The sequence below is a fragment of the Naasia sp. SYSU D00948 genome (assembly GCF_017916515.1).
In the GTDB taxonomy this organism is placed as follows: domain Bacteria; phylum Actinomycetota; class Actinomycetes; order Actinomycetales; family Microbacteriaceae; genus Naasia.
The window spans coordinates 2,974,601-2,995,202 of record NZ_JAFMTA010000001.1; the positions used below are offsets into that span (position 1 = coordinate 2,974,601).

At 71.6% G+C, this 20,602-nt stretch carries 17 protein-coding genes and 1 tRNA gene; 7 read left to right on the top strand and 11 right to left on the bottom strand.

Annotated features, from left to right (window positions below):
* The first annotated feature begins 208 nt into the window (after window positions 1–208).
* Window positions 209–1,048, top strand: a complete 840-nt coding sequence (locus J3P30_RS13870) for a BTAD domain-containing putative transcriptional regulator (protein WP_210481593.1) — start codon at window positions 209–211, stop codon at window positions 1,046–1,048.
* Window positions 1,049–1,130: 82 nt separating this feature from the next.
* Here J3P30_RS13870 and J3P30_RS13875 read toward each other — a convergent pair whose 3' ends face one another.
* The 8 genes from J3P30_RS13875 to J3P30_RS13910 form a co-directional block, all read right to left on the bottom strand.
* Window positions 1,131–2,567: a phage tail tip lysozyme gene (locus J3P30_RS13875; RefSeq protein ID WP_210481594.1), complete on the bottom strand. Its 1,437-nt coding sequence runs from the start codon at window positions 2,565–2,567 to the stop codon at window positions 1,131–1,133.
* Window positions 2,568–2,580: 13 nt separating this feature from the next.
* Window positions 2,581–4,809: a peptidoglycan-binding domain-containing protein gene (locus J3P30_RS15665; protein ID WP_210481595.1), complete on the bottom strand. Its 2,229-nt coding sequence runs from the start codon at window positions 4,807–4,809 to the stop codon at window positions 2,581–2,583.
* Window positions 4,810–4,824: 15 nt separating this feature from the next.
* A complete protein-coding gene (locus J3P30_RS13885) occupies window positions 4,825–6,117 on the bottom strand; it encodes a hypothetical protein (RefSeq protein ID WP_210481596.1) in 1,293 nt (430 codons plus the stop codon).
* A gap of 13 nt (window positions 6,118–6,130) precedes the next feature.
* Complete coding sequence (locus tag J3P30_RS13890; RefSeq protein WP_210481597.1) at window positions 6,131–6,763, bottom strand: hypothetical protein; 633 nt, start codon at window positions 6,761–6,763, stop codon at window positions 6,131–6,133.
* Window positions 6,764–6,794: 31 nt separating this feature from the next.
* Window positions 6,795–8,054: a hypothetical protein gene (locus tag J3P30_RS13895; protein ID WP_210481598.1), complete on the bottom strand. Its 1,260-nt coding sequence runs from the start codon at window positions 8,052–8,054 to the stop codon at window positions 6,795–6,797.
* The gene (locus tag J3P30_RS13900) at window positions 8,047–10,290 is read right to left on the bottom strand and encodes a hypothetical protein (protein WP_210481599.1); all 2,244 of its coding nucleotides are present in this window, start codon (window positions 10,288–10,290) and stop codon (window positions 8,047–8,049) included. Before J3P30_RS13900 ends, J3P30_RS13895 begins: the two co-directional genes overlap by 8 nt.
* A gap of 176 nt (window positions 10,291–10,466) precedes the next feature.
* Window positions 10,467–11,405, bottom strand: a complete 939-nt coding sequence (locus J3P30_RS13905) for a multidrug DMT transporter permease (protein WP_210481600.1) — start codon at window positions 11,403–11,405, stop codon at window positions 10,467–10,469.
* Window positions 11,406–11,482: 77 nt separating this feature from the next.
* Window positions 11,483–12,205, bottom strand: a complete 723-nt coding sequence (locus J3P30_RS13910) for a class I SAM-dependent methyltransferase (protein WP_210481601.1) — start codon at window positions 12,203–12,205, stop codon at window positions 11,483–11,485.
* 176 nt (window positions 12,206–12,381) lie between these two features.
* On the opposite strand from J3P30_RS13910, the gene J3P30_RS13915 reads away from it, so the two are divergent.
* Window positions 12,382–13,170, top strand: a complete 789-nt coding sequence (locus J3P30_RS13915; RefSeq protein ID WP_210481602.1) for a formate/nitrite transporter family protein — start codon at window positions 12,382–12,384, stop codon at window positions 13,168–13,170.
* Between the two features lie 118 nt (window positions 13,171–13,288).
* Here J3P30_RS13915 and J3P30_RS13920 read toward each other — a convergent pair.
* Window positions 13,289–13,373 (bottom strand) — tRNA-Leu (locus J3P30_RS13920).
* 199 nt (window positions 13,374–13,572) lie between these two features.
* On the opposite strand from J3P30_RS13920, the gene J3P30_RS13925 reads away from it, so the two are divergent.
* A complete protein-coding gene (locus J3P30_RS13925) occupies window positions 13,573–15,153 on the top strand; it encodes a hypothetical protein (protein ID WP_210481603.1) in 1,581 nt (526 codons plus the stop codon).
* A gap of 76 nt (window positions 15,154–15,229) precedes the next feature.
* Window positions 15,230–16,537, top strand: coding sequence for a M20/M25/M40 family metallo-hydrolase (locus tag J3P30_RS13930; protein ID WP_210481604.1), 1,308 nt, complete (start codon window positions 15,230–15,232; stop codon window positions 16,535–16,537).
* 98 nt (window positions 16,538–16,635) lie between these two features.
* Here the strand turns inward: J3P30_RS13930 and J3P30_RS13935 are convergent, their stop codons facing one another.
* The gene (locus J3P30_RS13935) at window positions 16,636–17,049 is read right to left on the bottom strand and encodes a CBS domain-containing protein (protein ID WP_210481605.1); all 414 of its coding nucleotides are present in this window, start codon (window positions 17,047–17,049) and stop codon (window positions 16,636–16,638) included.
* A gap of 197 nt (window positions 17,050–17,246) precedes the next feature.
* Between J3P30_RS13935 and J3P30_RS13940 the strand changes: the two genes are divergently transcribed.
* The 3 genes from J3P30_RS13940 to J3P30_RS13950 all read left to right on the top strand — a co-directional run bounded on the left by J3P30_RS13940 (window position 17,247) and on the right by J3P30_RS13950 (window position 19,527).
* Entirely contained in the window at window positions 17,247–18,134 is an 888-nt protein-coding gene (locus tag J3P30_RS13940) for an undecaprenyl-diphosphate phosphatase (protein WP_210481606.1), read from the top strand.
* Window positions 18,135–18,214: 80 nt separating this feature from the next.
* Window positions 18,215–19,207, top strand: coding sequence for a pirin family protein (locus J3P30_RS13945; protein ID WP_210481607.1), 993 nt, complete (start codon window positions 18,215–18,217; stop codon window positions 19,205–19,207).
* Window positions 19,204–19,527, top strand: a complete 324-nt coding sequence (locus J3P30_RS13950; protein WP_210481608.1) for a GNAT family N-acetyltransferase — start codon at window positions 19,204–19,206, stop codon at window positions 19,525–19,527. The genes J3P30_RS13945 and J3P30_RS13950 overlap by 4 nt, the downstream gene beginning before the upstream one ends.
* A 21-nt stretch (window positions 19,528–19,548) precedes the next feature.
* Here the strand turns inward: J3P30_RS13950 and J3P30_RS13955 are convergent, their stop codons facing one another.
* The gene (locus J3P30_RS13955; protein WP_210481609.1) at window positions 19,549–20,475 is read right to left on the bottom strand and encodes a PAC2 family protein; all 927 of its coding nucleotides are present in this window, start codon (window positions 20,473–20,475) and stop codon (window positions 19,549–19,551) included.
* Between the last annotated feature and the right edge of the window lie 127 nt (window positions 20,476–20,602).

Here is a 20,602-nt window from a genome sequence, read left to right on the forward strand (position 1 = left end):
CGAACGGGCTGGCGACCGCCGGAGTCCGAGCAGGGGACCGGACCGATGGGCGCGGCGCAATGGGGGCAGACCAGGCGCGGTGAGGTAGACCGAACTGTCTCACCTCGTCTCCCGGGAGTCAACGGGCGGTAGACCCTGGCGCATCCGGCTGTGCGTACTACGTTGCGAGTCGTCGCTGACGATGGGGAGGGCGCCGGTGGGGACTCGAATGACTGCCCGTGTGACGCTCCTCGACGGCTTCGGGCTCCGGCTGTCGGGGTCGGATGCACCCGCGATGCCCGAGGATCTGCCCCACAGTGTGCAGAGGCTCGTCGCGCACCTGAGCATCAGCGCCCGTCCCCTCCGCGCGGCCGTCGCAGGCCAGCTCTGGCCGGATGTGCCCGAGGACCACGCGCATGGCAGCCTGCGGTCTGCACTGTGGCGCCTGAACAAGGTGGCGCCCGGGCTCGTCGAGGTGAGCGGGGGGTGCCTGACGCTCGCGGACGGGGTGCTGGTCGACATCCACGAGCTGGGGGAGTGGGCACGGCGCGTCATGGATCCCGCCTGCTCGCTGGAGCAGCTGGAGGTCGGGGAGTCCGCGATCCAGGGCGAGCTGCTCCCGGGCTGGTACGACGACTGGGTGCTGCTCGAACGCGAGCGGCTGCGGCAGCTGCGCCTGCACGCGCTCGAGCGAGTGGCCATTCGCCTGGCGGCCGCCGGCCGGTACAGCGACGCCCTTCAGGCGGCCTTCTCGGTCGCACGTGCGGAGCCGCTGCGGGAGAGCGCGCATCGCATGATCGTCGAAGTGCACCTGGCGGAGGGCAACATCTCGGAGGCGCTGCGGGCGTACGAGAACTTCCGAGCGCTTCTCGCCGACGAGCTGGGCGTCCAGCCGACGCAGAGACTCGTGCGGCTGGTGGAGGGCCTGCGGGAGCCGGTCTCGTCGGCCGCAGCCGAGTCGACGCTCGTTCCCGCGCGCACCGCCCTCGCGCCGCGCCTTCAGTACAACGCTCCCTCCCTCCGGATCTACCGGCTGTCGCCCCCGCGCGAGAGAACGCCCCGCGGCTAGGCGTGCATCGATAGGCGGCCGGGCTGCATCGACAGGACCGGTGGCTGCCGGTGCTCGATGGAGCCTGGTTCGATCGCCGCGCCTAACGCCCCTCGCCGTAGGCGCGGAGGGCGCGATGCGCGAGGGGCCTGCGCTTCCTGAACGTCGCCTGCACCGCCGGATCCGTGCGGGGGAGGAGCTTGCGGTCCGGTCCGAGGACGCTCCCCGGCGTCTCGAATCGATAGAGCACCTCGTCGCAGGCGTCGTCGACCGAGACGTCGGCGCGCCGGAGAACCGCGTCCACTCGGGGATAGGAGCGTCGCAGCTCGTGCACCAGGTAGTCGACCTGCGCGTCCATGTCGAACAGGATCGCGCCGCCGAGCACCCTCCCACGGAAGGCGTGCTGGAACAGTCCGACTCGGCGATTCGCCGTGGTCCACTGGGCGAGGCCGATCCCCGGCAGCTTCGGCCCGCTGCGGTTCGGCACCCTATGCACGATCTGATCGGGGGTGAAGTCGACGACGACGCCGGAGGCGTCCTTGGCGCGCATCGGTGTCGCGGCCGCGCTGCCCTCCACCCGATTCGGGATGATCTCCGACTCCGCCCAGAGGTTGCCCACCAGACCGGCCGCTCCGTTGACCGGGTAGCCGTAGTTCCGGACGAGCAGGCCCATCACGTACCGCGCCCGCTGCTCCGCGGGGATCCTGCTCCAGTCCTGACCTGAGCCGCTGGGGCCGACAGGTGTGGGCGGCGGGGTCGGGACGGGAGGTGGAGTGGGGCCAGGCCCAGCCCGTCCGGCAAGGGCTGCGGCGAGAGCCGCCTTGGTGGCCGCGCCCACGATCCCGTCCGGGGTGAGCCTGCTGCGGGACTGGAAGGAGCGAACCGCCTGGTCCGTACGGCCTCCGAAATCGCCGTCGGCAGCGAGCGGATAGCCGAGGTCCGTGAGGACCCGCTGGAGGGCCGCGACGGCGGGACCGCGGCTGCCGCGGCGCAGGGCTGGGCCGACGGCGAGGGCAGCGAGGCCTGTGAGTCGCGCCGTGAGAGTCGGGCCGGTGGTCTCGGCCGCCAGCAGCTCCTGAAGAACGCCGAGGGTCCCCGTGGTTTCGTCGCCTCGACCCTCCCACTCCGACGTGGTGACCACCGCCGGCTCGGCGGCCCAGGCAGACTCGCGCTCGTCCTCGCCGATCGCGGGCCCCTCGTCGAGCCCCTCGAACTCGTCTCCTGCCGCCCACTGGTCGGGGCTCCACTGCTCCACCGCCCACTGGTCCGGGCTCCACTGCTCCGCCGCCCACTGGTCTGTGGCCCACTGGTCTGTGGCCCACTGGTCTGTAGCCCACTGATCGGTGGTCCACTGGTCCGTCCACGGGCCGACGGCGGTCTGGTGCTCACCCTCGGTCCACCCGGCGCTCCCGCCCTGCGCGCCGGGGGCGGTCCACTCTCCGGACGGGGGCTGCGCTCCACGAGCGACTGCCTCGGCTGCCTCGTCGGAGCGCGCCTCGGACACGCGCGTCCACTCCGCGGACCACGGCGAGTTGGTCATACTGCCTCCTCCGTCAACGGCGCACCGGCGCGATGTCGAGGTGGAAGTGGAGGACGAGCGGTCCGTGCCAGTTCAGGTTGGCGCCGTCCGGTCTCGTCTGGCCGATGAAGACGACTTGCCGCAGGCCGGTGTGCCGGTTGATCGCCGCAGCGACCGCATAGTCGTTGTACAGCGCCCGCCAGGTGGCGCCGACGGCCGATGCGGCGGCGTCCAGAGCCAGGAGCATGCCGACCGCATTGTGCCGGTGGTAGAAGCCGCGGTCGTCGAGCCCTCCACCGATGGTGAGGTCGATGGAGAACCCGCGGTTCTTGAACTTCCCGCCTCCGTGCCCGGCGTAGTTGCCCGCGCTGGTGCTCGGCCAGCGCGTCCACAGCTCTCTCAGAAGCCGATTGACCAGGGGCTGCACCGGCGGCACCGTCGGCTTGGCACGCTCCAGCGGCTCCAGGCGATCGGCGCCCGGTGGTGGCAGGAAGGTGTCGATCGGGTGGTACCGGCCCCCTGCGCCGAGGGTCTCGAAGTCGACCTCCTCACGCCGGCCGGACATCCAGCCGAGCGCGACCGTCCTGAAGCGGCACGTCGTCCGCTGGTTCCTTGCACGTCCCGCGCTGGCGCGGATGGTGGCTGCGAAATCCCGCTCCAGGGCAGCCACGTCGGCGAGCGCGATCGCACGAGGAGTCGGCGCTGTACCGGTGCGCCGGCGGTTGCGGTCCGCGGCACAGGCGGCGAGGTCTTCGGCGAATCTGCGGATCGCGGGAACCCCGCCGAAACCGGATGGGTCCCCGTCCAGGCAGGACCTCCCCGTGTCCTCGAGCGTCGGCAGCTGCACGCACACCGCCGGAACCGGGATCGGGATCGCGGCCGGGGTCGACGGCGTTGGCGCCGGCGGGGTGGGGGCGGGCGGCGTGGGCATCGGCGGGGAGGTGCGCCCCCCGAGTGCGGCCGCGAGGGCCGCCTTCGTCCGAGGTCCCACGATGCCGTCGGGGGTGAGGGAGCTGCGGGACTGGAAGGCGCGCACCGCCTGCTCCGTGCGCGGCCCGAAGTTCCCGTCGGCAGCGAGCGGGTGTCCGAGGTCGGTGAGGACACGCTGGAGGGCTGCCACGGCGGGCCCCGTGCTTCCGCGCCTCAGGGTGGGTCCGACGGCGAGTGCGGCGAGACCCGTGAGGCGGGAGGTGACGCTGACGGCGCTCGTCTCCTCGGCGAGCAGCTCCGGAAGCAGCATGACCGCGGCTGACGCGGCCTCGCTCTCGCTCTCCGCCTGCCAGCCCGCCTCGCCGTCCGATCCACCCGCGCCCTCGTAGCCGTGCAGTTCGCCGTCCCATCGGGCCTCGGCGTCGAGGGAGGAGCTGAGGTCCTCCTCGGCGTCCTCCTCGTCGCGACTCTCCCAGGAGGCGGACTCCTCGCCGGCTGCGGAGGCCGGCCCTGTCCACTCCTCGGACTGCTGCGGCCACGCGAAGATGGTGCGGGTCTCCTCTGCGGCGAGACCGTCTTCCCGCTGGGTCGGGCCCGCGGCGAGCAGGGCACGAGCGCGGGACGCGATCCCGGCCATGTCGAGACCGCCGGGATCCCAGTGCGCGTTGTCGGGGACGTCCTTGTGTCCGCACACACCGGCGAAGTCCCGCCACTGCGCGGGCGACATACGGCACGGCGAATGGAGCCCGTAGCAGCGCTCGGTTCCGGGGGGCCGCACGTCGCCGAGGTTGAGCGGCACGAGCCGCGCCACAGGGGCGAGGAGTCGCCGGGCGAGCCAGTCGAGGACGTCGGACGGCGCGCTCGCCATGTCCTTCGCGAATCCCCAGAGCTCCACCTGGACCGCCTGCCGCCGATTGGTCTGCACGGTGCCGGGTCGGGCGAGAGCGTACGCGGAGCGGTTCAGCGGGATCGTCTGCAGCAGCAGGTCCGCCTGGGGCATCGCCCACAGATGCGGGGGCTGTCGGTGACGAGCGGCCAGTGCACGGAATCCGGCCGGGCTCGGGCGGCCCTCGATGGTGTGGAAGACGAACCGCCATGGCCCGCCCACATAGGTTCCGCCGCGTGAGCGCGGGTTGCTCACCCGTTCGGCGCCGGGCACCCACAGCATCTGCTGCACCGTCGTTCCCGGCGCGAGCAGTTCCTCGGACGGCGCGACGAGCTCATGGCCCAGCTCGAGCTCGAGGTCGCCCTCGTCCTCGGCCTCGAACTCCTCCTCATGCCAGGCCTCCGTCTCGCCGGGGATGGCCTCCGCCGGAGCGCTACGGTCCCACACGGTGGACATAGCGGGTCACCGCGTCTGCCCGTTGGAGCCGACCAGCACGGACGAGGTCGCCGGTGTCTGCGCGAAGGACCGGGTGGGAACGGGGGCGGCCGGGCGCGGCGGTTCCCCGGGGGTGGGCAGGCGCAGGGGCTGGCGGTCGACGGCGACGGCAGTGCCGGTGGGGCGCTCCTTGATCCGCTCGCCCGTTGCGGACTGCCACTGGTTGATGAGATCGCGCATGTCCTCGCCGAGCGCAGTGTTCGGGTCGAACAGGGTCGCCGCCGCGTTGGCGGTGTCGAACAGGCCACGCTCGATGGCGCGAAGGAGACTGGACATGGGCTCGGCGAGCTCGAAGAGCTCCCTCGAGCGCTGCGCCGGTCGCATCCCGACCCTCTCCGCGATGCCCGTCAGCCGCTCCGCGGGACTCGAAGCCTCCGCCTTGAGGTCCGCGACGATGGGCGTGTTCGTCTGCAGGGTCAGGTGGAACCAGCTCATCGTCGTCACGTAGACGAACTCCTCCCGAGCGAGCAGGCCACCGCGACGACGATCCCGCATCATGTCCCGCAGCGCCTCACAGAGCGACGAGATGAACGCCGGATCCGTCGGGTTGGGACCGGACCCGTTGTTGAAGTTCTCGAGGCCGATCCACACCTGGCGCAGGAGCTCGGTCCACTTGGCCCGGAAGTCGCTGTTGACCCCGCCGCCCAGGTCCGACTTCCACAGCGCAGCGTCGCCGGCCCCCCAGCGCGGCGGGACGGGGTGCGGGAGGTCGAAGCCGAACATCCGCCAGTAGGCGTTGCGACGGTTCACGCGCTCCACAGGACGGAGCTCGCTGCGGACGCCCGCGATCGAGTACAGCGGCGGATCGCGGAAGAAGAGCTCCTCCGTCGTGCGCATCCACTTGACCGACTCAGGGCGCAGCTGCCCGAGGGTCTCCCCGACGACCAGCCGGCGGACGATCTCCGCGAAGATCTCGAATGCTCCGGTGCTCTCGATGAGGTAGGCGTAGATCAGGTGGTGCCAGAGGAGGCCCGCTTCGGAGACAGGACGGTCGTTCTCCTGCCACGTGTCCACGTCGGCCAGGTCTATCCCCGACGACAGCAGGTAGGGAGCAGGGCCTGGCTCGAACGGCAGGTCGAGGGCGCTGACGATGTCCGGGCTTCCGAGCTCCGGCGCGCCCTGCGGGACGTCCGGAAGCGGAGGGATGCGCGCCGCCGAGGCCCACGCTTCGTCCAGCCACCTGCTCAGCTGGAGTGGATGGATCAGGAAGACCTGTTCGCGGCGATCCGGGCCCAGGAGGTTGGCGAGGTTGAGGAACACGGCTAGGTCTCCTTCAGCTGGCGTAGATGTACTGCGAGGACGGCGCGAGACGCGGACCGAGCGCGACGCGCTGACCCGTCTGATCGAGCCCGATGAGGACGTCGATGGGGCGCTCGCTGACCAGCTCCTCGTGCCGCTCGAGACGGACCCGGGCCGGCCGCTTGCGGTCCGACTGGTCCTTCTTCGACGGGGCGTCCCTCAGGACCTTGAGTGATCGCCGGAAGGCGGGAAGCGACCGGCCCTCCTTCGTGGTGAAGGCCGGGGCGTGCACCTCGACACGGTCGACCAGCGCGGGGAGCCTGATGAGCTCGATCTCGTCGTCGTCCCACCTGGCCGCGAAGATGCTGAGGTCGAAGCCCCGAGCAGCCGGATTGCGCCCCATGAGCGCGCCGAGGCTCCTGTAGGCGAAGTCGACGCGTTGCCGCTCGAGCCGCCGTCGTTCCTCCTCCGAGTCGTCCCTGGCGACCGCCGCCATCCTGCCGCTCGGCTGGTCGGCCGCGCCGTCCCCTGGAAGCAGGGGAGGAAGGCGCATGGCGAGCTCATGGATGGAGGTGCTCAGCTCGGCGATCTTCGCGAGCACCTGCTGCTCGTCGAGCTGCCCGGGCGCCTGCTGCCCGTTCCCCTGGTGCTCGGCGTTGTCGTTCATCGCTGTTCCTCCCTTTTCAAGGGTCGCCGCCCTACGCCGCGAGCGCGGGGCGGACACTGGAGTCGGCGCCGAGGTCGGAGATCCACGCCCGGAAGCGGGCGCGATGCTCGGCCGCATGCGCGGGATCGGTGACGGTCCTCGACGCGAGCACGGCGAGGATGCGGAGTGAGTCGCGGCGGCGCAGGTACGACGACGTCAGCAGCGATCCGCCCGCCTGCCTCTCGAGATCGCGCAGCGCCTCGGGGTGCACACGCTGCGGGTCGAGCACGGCGGCGAGGGACCGGCCACCGAATGCCTGCATCGGTCGCCGGGTGCAGACATCGACGATCTGGTCGAGCGCCTCGAGGCTGGTCGCCGCGACCGATGCGATCGCGGGATCCGCGTCGCTCGGGGGGTGGCGCCGCATCCACGCAGCTCCCACGTCGTCCCACGGGCCGGATCCGAACCAGCGCCGGCACAGCGCCACGTTGAACTGGACCCGGATCCAGGCGAAGGGGTGAGGGTCGCCGAGGCGGATCCGGAACACGGCTGCGGAAGGACCGTCCACGACGTTCGCGAGTGCGGAGACCGGCACCCAGCCCGCCTGGGCGAAGGCGTGCACGTCGGCGGCCACCTCTCCGGCCCAGGACCGCCACAGCGTCGCCAGCTGCGGGGAGCGGGGCGCCAGCACGGTGTACAGGGCTTCGGCGAGCTCGCCGTTCCAGCCCGACAGGTGTCCCACCTGGTGCCCGGTCTCGTGCAGCAGGGCGGTAGGGAACGACAGGTTGTGACGGGTCAGCTTGATGGCGGCGGCAGGGGAGGGGTGGGCCGCATCCCATAGGCGGATCCCGGCACGCAGGATCGAGGCGCCCAACCCCTTGTCGACGTACGTGAGGGCGGGCGGAGACGAGATGCCGAGGGGCCGCAGCGACGCGGCCATGGAGTCGCCCGCGAGGGTGTCGAATCCGCGCAACAGCGCCCGGAGGGTGGGGTTGGTGCGGGTGTTCACGGCGTCGCCGTAGAAGTCGAGCACCGTCTCGGCCTGCAGGTACCGCCGGCGAAGGCGCAGCACGCCTGAACGGACGGACTCCGGAGACGCACCCGCGGCCGCGCGATTCTCGAGGGCCCGGGCCTCGACTCCGAGCGCCGCGACGACGGCGGCCAGGCGGTCCCGCACGCTCTGCTGCAGATACACCTCCAGTCCGGCCCACGCCTCGGGGGCGGCGACCGCGTCGAGGTCGGCGAGCGCCTCCGCGGCGAGTCGCCAGTGGGTCAGCTCGGCCAGCGTCTGCCGGGACTCTGCGTCAGACACGGCGCGCGCCGGGACGGATGGTGAGAGTCGGCTCGCCCGGCGTCGCGGCGATCAGCGCACTGCGGTCCGCGAACGGGAAGGCGAATGTGAGCGTGATTCCCGAAGCGGGGTCCTTGGCGGCAGTGGCGAGTGTCGCGGCGGCCTCCGGGAGCCGCGCGGCGACGACCCGCTCGAGGGCCGCGGCGATCTGCGCGGCGAGCTTCACGCTGCCGCCCTCGGGCAGGGTGATGCCGCGCCGGGCGAGCATCCGCCCGATGCGCACCGCGAGAGCCCGCTGCCAGGCCGGCCCGATGAGACGCCGCACGGCGGCGACGACGACCGCGTGCCGGCGCCGCGTCAGCTCCCCGGCGAGGATGTGGGCCAGCCGCTCGCTCACCAGCAGGGAGACCATCAGCTGGGGAGCGGCGCCGGTGAGATCGAGGCGGAGGGCGAAGCGCCTGCGGCGCCGGATCGGCCGTCCCGCCACCCGCACCCTCACGTAGCGCCGCCCGATGCCGGGCCGTCCCATGGCGGACCGTCCGAGCGCCCGTCCTCTGGGCGGCATTCCGGGCAGCAGGCCCTCGTCCTCCAGCTCGGCGAACTGGAGGGTGGCGTCCGCGAGCGCTTCGTCGGAGGCCTCGAACGCGGCCACGTGACCCAGCTCGCCGCCGGGCAGGAGCTCGTAGGTGGTCACCTCCGCCGTGACGGGCCAGGAGGTGAACCCCTCGTCGAGCAGCCGCTCCTCCAGGGTGTCGCCCTCGCGGAAGACGACGGAACGCGCCGTCAGCCGGTTGATCGTCACGGGCCGCACCCTGCTGTACATGCGGTACCGCCGGCGGGCGCCGGCTCCCCGGGGCATCGGAACCCAGATGCCGCGCTCGTCCTCGCCGCCGCTCAGGCCCGTCCGCAGGACCTGCTCGGGGAAGTGGCGGATTGCGGCCTCCTCGAAGGCGTCCTGCACCGCGGCCTCGAGCAGCAGCTCCTGCTGGAGCGACGCCTCGGGCAGCGACAGGACCTCGCGGATCGTGTCCTCGGCCGCCGCGACGAGCGCCTCAGCGCCGACGAGGTCGCGGGACTCCGCCTCCAGCCCGAGCAGCCGGAGGCCCGCGTCGGCCACGTGCTGCGAGAGCGGCTGCGCGATCTGGGGACCCACCATCGGCTTGATCAGCTGTGCGAGGAGCTTCGCGATGAAGCCGATGATCTTCTGACGGCCGATGACCTTGACCCCGAGCTTGACGAGCGGCATCGCGGCCATGACCACGGGGATGAACTGCTCCATCTCCGCCGTGGGATCGCTGCCGGCCTCCGCCTCGCTGAGCTGCCGCGAGAGCCGCTGGCGCGCGTCGTCCAGGGCCTCGAGCTCGAATCCGCCGTCCCGGACCGCGGCGGCCTCGGCCTCCAGCTGAGCGAGCGGAGCACTTGCGCCGGCCTCGCTCGGTGCGAGCAGCGCCTCCGCGAGGGCCGTGTCGAACTGCTCGGTCAGGCCGGCCGCCTCGTCCTCCTGCTCCTCGGCCGCCTCCGCAGCTCCGGGCAGACGGCCGGCCAGCTGCCGCGCGGCGGGCTGCAGGGCCGGCGGGAGCTTCCCGATCGCCTTGGCCAGGACGCGCTGGAGGAGAGGACGCACGAGCTTGCGGAGGAGGGCGAACACCCGGCCGACCGGCAGGAGCTTGCCGACCGCGGCGACGCCGCGCTTGACCAGCTTGGCGGCGCCCTTCACGACGTTCGCGGCCTTGCGCACCAGCTTGCCCAGGAACTGCTCCTGCGCATCGACCAGGCCCTCGACGCCCTCGTACGACGCGGTGGCGCCCGCCATCGACTCGAGCTCGAGCTCGGACACCGCGTCCACCGGCCGGTCCGCGAAGTGCTCCTCGAACTGCGCAAGGCGGTAATCCGCCTCGGCGGCGAGCGTCTCGAGCCACTGCTCGACCTCGGCTGCCGCGAGCCGGCCGCCGTTCGCCTCGTGGCTCCAGGTGCCGGTCGACCGGAGATGACGGCCGGCCGCCTCGTCTATCAGCGCCGCGACCGCCTCGGTGAACTCCTCATCCTCGAGCTCCGACGTCAGTGCGGTCACCGCCTGCGCCTCGAGCTCCTCCTCCCCGGCGGAGGCGAGCGCCTCCGAGAACGGTGTCTCCAGGGCGCCGGCGACGGGGACCTCCCACGTGGTCGGCGCCTCGGTCTCGACCTCTGGCGCGGAGAATGGTGACAGCAGCAGCGTGTCGGCGGGTCCGATGCCGTTCTCCGTCTCGAAGCCGCTCATGGGCCACCTCCGCTGACTCTCCGAAGCGGCACGAGTCTGCTCGCGGGGCCGTCACGGGCCCGTCACTCGGATGTCACGTGGGCGTCACCGCAGCGGCCGTGCCGCCGCGGAAACCTGCCCCGCCGAGCCCGAGGGATGGTCGGGGCTGCGAGGACGGGCTCCGGCTCGGTCTCCGGTCAGCGCCCCTGCGGTGTTGTCACGAGGTGCTCCTTTCGGCGGGAGAGCTGGACCACCCCGAGAACGGCGACGGCGCCGGCAACGACGAAGGCGACCGCGGCCCACGGCGGCGCAGCGGTGGCTTCGCCGAGCACGACGATGCCGAGGGTGACCCCGACGAGCGGGTCGATCACGGTGAGCCCTGCGACGACGAGGTCGGGCGGGCCGGACGAGTAGGCGGTCTGGACGAGGTATGAGCCGCCGAGCGCGGCGACGATGACCGCGACGACGACGAGGATCGTGAGGCCGTCTCCGGGCTGGAGCTCGAAGCCGTTGAGCACGATGGTCTGCACGCGGGTGATCACCACCTTCGCGAGCGTCGCGACGAACCCGAAGAGGACGCCGCTGGCGATGATGTAGAAGATCGTCGGGGACCTCTTGCGGAGGAGGACGAACCCCACACCGAGGAGCGCCAGCACGGCGGCGAGGATGACCAGCACGATGACGAGCTGGTCCGTGTCGATGGGCACGGACGTCGTCGTGACCGCGGCGATCCCCACGAAGGCGGCGATGCCACCGACGCAGAGCAGCATCGCCCGGATGGACTCCCTGCTGAGCCGGGTCTTCGTCGCTCGTGCGTTCAGGAGCGCCGTGATGACGAGGGCGAGTGCCCCCAGCGGCTGCACGACGGTCAGGGGCGCGAGGAACAGGCTGAACAGCTGCAGCACGATGGCGCACCCGAGCAGCAGCGTGCCGATCAGCCAGGAGGGACGACTCGCGAGGGCCCAGAGCTGTCCGACGCGCATCCCGGTCCGTGCGGTGTGGCGGCTGGCCGCCTCCACCTTCGCGACGCCGCCGTGCTGGAGCTGGGCCCCGACGGCGAGGAACACCGCGCCGAGCAGGGCGACGGGGATGCCGAGCGCCTGCAGCGGGGAGAGCGACACGAGTTCGCCGACCATGCCCACAAGTTACGCGTCCGCAGAGACGGCAGGGTGTGAACGCGCCAGAGGTCCGCCCCGGCGCGATCCGAGGGGAGTCATGCCCGCCGGAGGACGTACTTGGCGAAGATCCGGTCCTCGGAGTACTCCGCCTCCTCGACGGCGAATCCGGCGCGCGCGAGCATGGGCTCGAGCACCCAGCTGAAGGTGGAGTGCTCGTCTCGGATGTGCTCCTCGATGTCGGCACGGACCCACTCGGAGAAACCCGAGGCGTCGTCCAAGGTGGAGCACCAGGCCTCGAGCCTCTCCTCCGCCGCCGCCGGCTCGAAGCTGTAGACGATGTCCCAGAGCCGGAGGACCCCGCCCGGGCGCAGCATCGAGTGGATGTTGCGCAGCGCCAGCGCCTTCCAGAAGTCCGGCAGGTGGTGGAGCGCGTAGCGCGAGTAGACGAGGTCCGCCGCGTCCCTCCGGTGGCGGTAGGTCAGGAACCCGCCCAACTCGACCTCGACGTTGTCGTGCCGCGCCTGGTCGACCTTGCGCCGCAGGACCTCGAGCATGACCTCCGACACGTCGACGGCGACCACTCGGCGGAAGCGAGGAGCCGCGGCGAGCGCGAACTGCCCGGTGCCGGCGCCCAGATCCACCACGACCGAATCCGGTGAGAGCCCGAGCCCCTCGGCGAGGCGGACCTCTTCCTCCGCGGGCCAAGGCTCCTTTTCGTCATACCGGGAGACGTGGACCGCGTCGAGGTTCTCACGTCCGGCCGCTGCCAGCTCGTCCAGCATCCAGCTCGGCACGTGGGCGTTCGGCGAGGAGCTCACGGTGCCATCGTCCCTCAGGAGAGGGCCGCAGGGCATGCGACCCACACCCCATCCTGATCCACTCCGGATCGCTGCTCCACCCCAGCCCCCTTGCACGGGCGCAGCTCCCCCCTACGCGAGCAGACCCATCAAGGGAAGCCCTCGGCAGGGCGCCCGACGGGTGCTTGCCTGGACGCATGAGTTCGATCCCCGAGACCACGGAGATCTACGATCGCGCGAAGTCCGAGGGCGACCGCCGATTGAGCATGCCTCCCCTCGAGCAGATGTCGAACGGCTTCATCGCGGGGATCACCATCGTCTTCGGCGTCGTCGCTCTCGGGATCGCGGAGGCGTACACCAGCCCCGCTCTCGGTCCCGGCCCCGCCTCACTCGTCGGGGCGCTCGCCTTCGGCACCGGCCTCGTGTTCCTCGTCGTCGGGCGGACCGAGCTGTTCTCGGAGAACTTCTTCGACCCTGTGGCCGCCGCCCTGGAGGAGCGACGACTCGATCGGTGGCTGGCGCTCCTGCGGTTGTGGGCACTCGTCCTGCTCTTCAACCTGCTCGGGGGCGCGGTCATGGCGGCCGTGTTCGTGGTTCCGCAGGCCCTGCCAGTCGGGGCTCCTGAGGCGCTCGTGAGCGTTGCAGAGGAGATCGCGGCGAAGAGCGGATGGGCGACGCTCTTCCGGGGCGTCGCCGCCGGCGCCCTCATCACGCTCCTGTCCTTCCTGCTGCATGCGGCGGAGGGAGTGGGGGCGCGCGCAATGCTCGCCTACCTCGTCGGGATCCTGCTCGCACTCGGACCCTTCGACCACGTGGTCGTCTCGGTGCTCCACCTTCTGATGGGGCATTGGTTCGGCGCGAGCGTCTCGTTCGGGGACATCGGCCTCAACCTCCTTGTCGCAGGCGCAGGAAACGTGGTCGGCGGGGTCCTGCTGATGACGCTGACGCACGCGGTCCAGGTGATGGGCGCGCGACAGAGGAACTGACGGGCGTGCGGCATCGAGTCTCGCCCCAGTCGTCGAACGGGCCTGAGGAACGGGCGGCCGCCGTGCCAAAGCGAAAGGCCCCGCCGAAGCGGGGCCTTTCCTACGGTCTCAACCAGTGTGTCCGAGGGGGGACTTGAACCCCCACGCCCTATACGGGCACTAGCACCTCAAGCTAGCGCGTCTGCCATTTCCGCCACCCGGACGAGTGAGCGACCTTCGATCGCCGAGGAAAGAGACTAGCACGACGCAGACCGCGCCTCGTGCCGTCGGTGCCCTGGGGGAGCCGACCGGTTGGGAGGATATCCAAGGTGCCGACGGAGCACTCCTCTCGGCGCGACGCAGCCGAGCGGCCGGCGGGATCGCCATTCCGAGAAGCTTCGGTATTTCGAGACAGGACAGCAGATGACCGATGTGAAGATGCAGCCCGCCGCGGTGTCGTTCCTGGACGTCGGGTCGGACGCCGCTCTGGATGCGTCGTTCCATCGGCTCCTGGCGGCCGACTACGCCGTGGCACCCGTGATCGAGGAGAGCATCAGCAGCGATTGGCCAGGGGATGTCGCGGGCCGCCTGCTGCTGTCCCTGACGCGCCTGTGGCGGAGCGGCTATCCCACGGAGGAGCGGTCGCGGTCCCTCTTCGCCGCGATGCTCGGAGCCGTCAATGCGCAGGGGTACTTCGGGCGGGAGCTCGGGGACGTCGTCGACGAGCAGCAGCTGGCCTGCCAGGGCTGGGTGGTGTCGGGCCTCCTGCAGTACTTCGCCGTGACCGGCGACCGAGAGGCGGAAGCGGCGGCCGTGCGGATCGTCGACAACCTGATGCTGCCCGCGCTCGCGCGCCTCGGCTCATACCCCCGCCATCGCCGGGTGGAGGAAGCCGGAGCACCGTCGGGCACCCTGACCGTGGAGAAGGACGGGTGGCTCCTGTCGAGCGACACCTGGTGCGTCCTCCTCGCGCTGAACGGACTCGTCCCCGCCTTCCTCACGACCGGTCGGGACGACATCCGCGAGGCGATCGAGCAGCTCCGGGATCTTCTGGCGAGCATTGATGTGCGCGAGCAGCGCGCCCAGCTCCACGCGGTGCTCGCCGCAGGCCGGAACCTCGCGCAGTTCGCCGAGGAGACCGGGGACCCCGCCTCGGCCGACCTCGCGGCCGGTGTCTACGCGAGCTACGCGCACCACGGCCGCACCCTGAACTTCGCGACGTGGAACTGGTTCGAGCGCCCGGACTCCTGGACCGAGCCCTGCGCGATCGCCGACTCCCTGGGGCTCGCCCTGGCCCTCTGGCGGCTCACCGGGCAGCAGCACTACCTCGCGGACGCCGAGCTCATCGAGCTCAACGGCCTCGGGTTCGCGCAGCGCTCGGACGGCAGCTTCGGCCTCGACTCCGTCGCGACGGAGGCCGATCCCGTCATCCAGCCGATCCACCCCGACGCCCGGTGGTGCTGCACCATGCGCGGGGCCCTCGGGCTGGTGGAGGCGCAGGACGGGTCCCTCAGCTACGACGCACCGTCCGGAACGCTGGAGATCCAGATCGTGCGACCGGGGACGCTCGGCATCCCGACGGACGCCGGCGACTGGCGCATCCGGGTCGAGGCCGACCGCGTCGGGGGCGGAGCGGTGCGGTTCACCGTCGAGCAGGCGCCGTCGTCCGGCTTCCTGGACGTCATCGTGCACGCGCCGGACTGGCCCGCGACGCTCGAGTCCCACGAGCATCCGCGACGCCGGGAGCGGCTGCGGATACCCGCCGAGCCCGGGTTCGCGGGGAGTGTCCTGCTCGAGCGGGGCGCCGGGCGGCGATCGCTGCCGGACGGCTCCACGAGCCGCTTTCAAGGGCCGTTCCTCCTGGCCGCCGCCGAGGGCGAGGACGCAGACCAGCGGACCGGGTTCCCCGGCGTCGATCGGCTCATGCCGCTGAGCCAGGCGCCGAATGCGATCGGGGACTCCGGGGAGGCTCCGAGGTATCGGCTCGCGTTCCCCTCGTCCTGATCCCCGCGCCTCGCGCCGGGGGTCCTCACCCGGGCGCCGCGCGGGGCGGGACCGGGACGACGGTACCGTGGAGCGCATGACGACTCCGGCCGAGGAGCTGCCCGAGGTCGCGGCCGTCGCCCGTGACCTGCTCCGCTTCAACACCGTCAACTGGGGCGAGGGGCGCTCGGAGGGGGAGACCGAGGCCGCCGAGTACCTGGAGGCGCGGCTCGCGCGCATGGGCCTGTCCCCGCGCCTGTTCGAGCCCGAGCCCGGGCGGGTGTCCGTCGTCGCCCGGGTCGAGGGCGCAGCTCCCTCCCGTCCCGCTCTCGTCCTGCACGGGCACACCGATGTCGTGCCCGCCGATCCTCGGCACTGGAGTGCCGACCCGTTCGGCGGCGAGGTCCGCGACGGGATGCTGTGGGGCCGCGGCGCCGTCGACATGAAGGACATGGACGCGATGATGGTCACCGCCCTCGGCGACCTGCTCGCGTCCGGACGACGTCCGGCACGGGACCTCGTGGTCGCGTTCTTCGCGGACGAGGAGGCGGGCGGGGTGCTCGGCTCTCACTGGCTCGTCGACAACCACCCCGACCTCTTCGCCGGCGCCACGGAAGCCGTCAGCGAGGTCGGCGGCTACTCGGTCACCTTCGGCGGTCAGCGCTCGTACCTCCTCCAGACGGGGGAGAAGGCGCTCGTCTGGGTGAGGCTCACGGCGCGGTCGCCGTCCGCGCACGGGTCCCGGCTCATCCGGAACAACTCGGTGACCCGGCTGGCGGAGGCCGTCGTCACCCTCGGCCGCCGCGACTGGCCGATCCGGCTCACGCGCACCACGGAGGGACTGCTCGCCGCGGTCGCACGGATCCTCGGCGTCGACCCCGAGCGTGTGGGGCCGGACGAGCTCATCCTGCGGACCGGCACGGCCTCGGGGTTCCTGCTCGGCACGCTGCGGACCACGACCAATCCGACCGTGCTGAGCGCCGGCTACAAGCACAACGTCATCCCGGAGGAGGCGACCGCCCTCGTCGACATCCGCTGCCTGCCGGGCGAGGAGGAGCAGACCCTCGCCGAGGTCCGCGAACTGGTGGGGGAGGACATCGAGGTCGACATCGTCCACGCGGACGTCGGTCTGGAGACGCCGTTCGAGGGTCCCCTCGTCGACACGATGATCGGGCTCCTCGGGCGTCACGACCCCGGGGCGACGGTCCTGCCCTACCTGATGTCGGGCGGAACCGACAACAAGGCGCTGTCGAAGTTCGGCATCCGAGGCTACGGGTTCGCGCCGCTGCTGCTGCCCGAGTCCCTCGACTTCCCGGCGATGTTCCACGGCGTCGACGAGCGCGTCCCGATCTCGTCCCTGGAGTTCGGGCACCGGGTGCTCACCGACCTCCTCCTGGAGTGCTGAGGCAGGACTCGAGCGGGACGCTGCGCTCGCAGCACGGAACGCCTGATGCGGGCGCCCTCCCCGGGAGGAGTGGAGGGAGCCCGCTCAGACGCGCGGGGCTACGAGGAGATGTCCTCGAGGAGGTCGCCGACCTTCTCGGGAGGAAGGGCCTTCGCGATGTCGGCCTGGGCGACCATGCCCACCAGCCGGTGCCCGTCGATGACCGGGAGACGGCGGACCTGGTACTGGCGCATGGTGCGGATCGCCTCGTCGAGGTCGTCGTCCGCGCCGATGGTGATCGGCTTGCCCTCACCGAGCGAGCCGGCCTTCGTGCTGGCGGGGTCTCCGCCCTCGGCGATGCACTTCACCACGATGTCGCGGTCGGTGAGCATGCCGTGCAGCTTGTCGTCCTCACCGCAGATCGGCAGGGCTCCGACGTTGAGGTCCCGCATCTTGCGGGCGGCGGTGACGAGGTCGTCGTTCTCCCCGACACACTCGACGTCGGACGTCATGATGTCGCGTGCAGTTGTCATCAGCATCTCCTCCTCGGGTCAGGGCCGCAGGAGGTCCTGCGACCCGCGCTTGATCGGAACGTACGCCGGAACGAGCGCCGTCCTCAAGGGGTTGCAGGGTCGGCGACCTGCCGACGCCGCGACGGGGCCCCGGAGGCCCGGCGGGTAGGGTGGCAGGAGCAGGGGACCTCCTGCTCGCTCGCGATGACGGAGGCCACATGCCGCTCTTCGAGGCGCTCCTGCTCGGCTTGGTGCAGGGTCTGACGGAGTTCCTGCCGATCTCCTCGAGCGCCCATCTCCGCATCGTCGGGGAGTTCCTGCCGGGCGCGCAGGACCCGGGCGCGGCGTTCACCGCGATCACCCAGATCGGCACCGAGACGGCCGTCCTCGTCTACTTCTGGCACGACATCGCCCGCATCGTGTCGCGCTGGTTCCTCTCGGTTCTCGGCCGGAAGGACCGGCTCGGGCGCCCCGTCGTCCCCCGCAGCGACCCGGACGCCCGGATGGGGTGGCTGATCATCGTCGGCTCGGTCCCGATCGTCGCGCTCGGCCTGCTCTTCGAGGACGACATCGAGACGACCTTCCGCTCCCTGTGGGTCGTCGCGTTCACGCTGATCGGGTTCGGCATCCTCCTCGGGATCGCGGACTGGGTGGGCAGGAAGGAGCTCCGGCTCACGAACCTGACGGTCCCGCACGGCATCGTCTACGGCTTCGCGCAGGCCCTCGCGCTCATCCCCGGGGTCTCCCGCTCGGGCGGCACGATCACGGCGGGACTCTTTCTGGGCTACCAGCGCCGCGCGGCCGCCCGCTACGCCTTCCTTCTCGCGCTGCCGGCCGTCTTCGGCAGCGGGTTCTACCAGCTGTACAAGTCGATCGCGGAGCCCTGCTCGGCCGCCGGCGAGGCGGCGGGGACGTGCGCACCGGAGGTGTTCGGCCCGCTCGAGACGGCGCTCGCGACGGGAGTCGCGTTCGTCGTCGGCCTGGCCGTGATCGCGTTCTTCCTCAGCTACATCTCGAAGCGGTCGTTCCTGCCCTTCGTGGTGTACCGGATCGCGCTCGGCATCGCCATCATCGTGCTGCTGTCGACGGGGGTCCTGCAGCCGTAGCGGGCTCGGGAGTGCGTCCGGATCTTCTCCGTGAGTCCGCTGACGCCGTGCCTGGCGGCGGGCGGTGCGAGGATGTGGGCGTGACCAACCTCGAGCGGGACCCGGCGCTGCTGGACTGCGACGCCGTGGCCGCCGCCGCGAGGGTCGAGGTCCTCGAACCGCGCGACGTCCCGCTCGGCGGGCCGCGGGCCATGTCGGTGCGCCGGACGCTCCCGCAGCGGAAGCGCTCCCTCATCGGCGCCTGGTGCTTCCTCGACTCTTACGGTCCGGACGACGTCTCCGTCAGCGGCGGCATGCGGGTGCCCGGGCATCCGCACACCGGGCTCCAGACGGTGACGTGGCTCTTCGAGGGCCAGATCGAGCATCGGGACACGCTCGGCACTCGGCGCGTCATCCGCCCGGGCGAGGTGAACCTGATGACCGCCGGCTACGGGATCGCCCACTCCGAGTACTCGACGCCCGGGACCAGGAGGCTACAGGGGGCGCAGCTGTGGGTGGCCCTGCCGGACGCGCGGCGCAGCGGCGCACGAGCGTTCCAGAACTACACCGCTCCGCAGTTCTCGATCGGGGACGCGAGCGTCCGGGTGTTCCTCGGCGAGCTCGCGGGGGAGCGCTCGCCCGTCGAGACGTGGACGCCGCTGCTGGGCGCCGAGGTGCTGCTTTCCGCCGGCGGGACGGTGACGCTGCCGACGAGCGTGGAGTTCGAGCACGGGGTGCTGATCGACGAGGGGACGGTCGCGGTCGACGGGGTGCCCGGGACGCGATCCCAGCTGCTGTACCGGGCTCCGGGAGCGACGACCCTCACGCTGTCCGCGGCGGAGGACGCCCGCCTTCTCCTGCTCGGCGGCGCTCCGCTCGGGGAGCCGATCGTCATGTGGTGGAACTTCGTGGCGCGCACCCACGAGGAGATCGTCGAGCATCGGGAGCGCTGGCAGGCACAGATCGCCGCTGCGGAGGCGGGGGAGCGGGACGGGCCGTACGGCGCGTTCCCCGACGTGTGGCAGAAGGTCCTGCCGGCGCCGGAGCTGCCCACCGTCCGGCTGCGGCCCCGGGAGCAGGGAGGACACCCGTGAGCGAGAGCACGACCGACGTCCGTCTCGAGGAGGATCGGGATCGGTACGTCCTGACCCTGGAGGGGGAGTTCGCCGGGGTGGCGCACTTCCTGCCGCACGGCGAGCAGGTCGTGTTCACGCACACGGTCGTCGACGACCGGTTCGAGGGCCACGGACTCGGCAGCATGCTGATCCGGACCGCTCTCGACGACGTCCGCTCACGCGGGAAGAGGATCGTGCCGGTCTGCCCGTTCGTGCAGGCCTACCTGGCGAAGCACCACGAGTGGGACGACATCGTCGACCCGCCGACCCGCCGGCTCAAGAAGGACCTTCCCGACTGACTCGAGGCGGGCCCTTGAGCCTCAGGACTGGGGCCGGTCGCGCGCGTCGGGCCAGCCGTCGCGGCCGTCGCCGCGGCGGCGCAGGTACCGCTCGAACTCCTTGGCGATCGCCTCGCCGCTCGCCTCCGGCGAGTCCACGGTGTCACGAGCCTGCTCGAGCTGCTCGATGTAGGCCGCCATGTCCTCGTCCTCGCCGGCGATCGCGTCGATGCCGGACTCCCAGGCGCTCGACTCCTCCTCCAGGTCGCCGTGCGGAACGGGGATCTCGAGCACCTCCTCGAGGCGCTTCACCAGGGCGAGGGTCGCCTTGGGCGACGGGGCGTTGTGCACGTAGTGCGGGACGGAGGCCCAGATCGAGATGGTCGGGATGCCGACCACCTCCGCGACGTCGGCGATCACCGACAGGATGCCGACCGGTCCCTCGTACGTGCTGCGCTCGAGCCCCAGCTCGTCGCGGAGGTCCGCATCCTCGCTCGACGCCCAGATCGAGATGGGCCGGGTGTGCGGGACGTCGGCGAGCATCGCCCCGACCACGATGATGCCGCTGATGTCGTGCACGAGAGCGGCGTCGAGGATCTCGGCCGCGAAGTTCTTCCAGCTGCGGGAGGGCTCGCTGCCGAGCAGCACGAAGACGTTGTCGACGCGCTCCAGCGAGGTCGACGGCAGCTCGGCCTCCACCTCGGGCGGCAGCTGCTCCTCGCTCGGCGGGCCGTACATGGTGGCGTGCGGCCAGCGCAGGCGCCTCCGACCGTCGTCGTCCACGTAGACGACCGGGCGGGTGAACTGGTAGTCGAAGTACTGCTCCGGGTCCACCTCGTGCACCGGGGCGAGGCCGAGGGAGTCGCGCAGCACCGTGACGGCCCCGGAGGCCGCCTCGCCCGCGTCGTTCCAGCCCTCGAACGCGACGACGAGGATCCGTCCGTCGCTGAACCGTCGCTCGTCCGCCACGTGCCCTGCCTCTCCGCCCGCGCGCGGGCTTGATCAAGGATAGGACTCCTCCTTCCCGGCGACGGGGGCGCGCGGCACCCGTTCGCCGTCAGCCGATTCCGGTGGGCGCGCGGTCGCTCCGTACACT

Coding starts and splice junctions, on each gene's coding strand:
- J3P30_RS13875 (WP_210481594.1), bottom strand. CDS start 2,567: ATGACCAACTCGCCGTGGTCCGCGGAGTGGACGCGCGTGTCCGAGGCG.
- J3P30_RS13940 (WP_210481606.1), top strand. CDS start 17,247: ATGCCGCTCTTCGAGGCGCTCCTGCTCGGCTTGGTGCAGGGTCTGACG.
- J3P30_RS13890 (WP_210481597.1), bottom strand. CDS start 6,763: ATGAACGACAACGCCGAGCACCAGGGGAACGGGCAGCAGGCGCCCGGG.
- J3P30_RS13915 (WP_210481602.1), top strand. CDS start 12,382: ATGAGTTCGATCCCCGAGACCACGGAGATCTACGATCGCGCGAAGTCC.
- J3P30_RS13905 (WP_210481600.1), bottom strand. CDS start 11,405: ATGGTCGGCGAACTCGTGTCGCTCTCCCCGCTGCAGGCGCTCGGCATC.
- J3P30_RS13935 (WP_210481605.1), bottom strand. CDS start 17,049: ATGACAACTGCACGCGACATCATGACGTCCGACGTCGAGTGTGTCGGG.
- J3P30_RS13900 (WP_210481599.1), bottom strand. CDS start 10,290: ATGAGCGGCTTCGAGACGGAGAACGGCATCGGACCCGCCGACACGCTG.
- J3P30_RS13930 (WP_210481604.1), top strand. CDS start 15,230: ATGACGACTCCGGCCGAGGAGCTGCCCGAGGTCGCGGCCGTCGCCCGT.
- J3P30_RS13870 (WP_210481593.1), top strand. CDS start 209: ATGACTGCCCGTGTGACGCTCCTCGACGGCTTCGGGCTCCGGCTGTCG.
- J3P30_RS13925 (WP_210481603.1), top strand. CDS start 13,573: ATGACCGATGTGAAGATGCAGCCCGCCGCGGTGTCGTTCCTGGACGTC.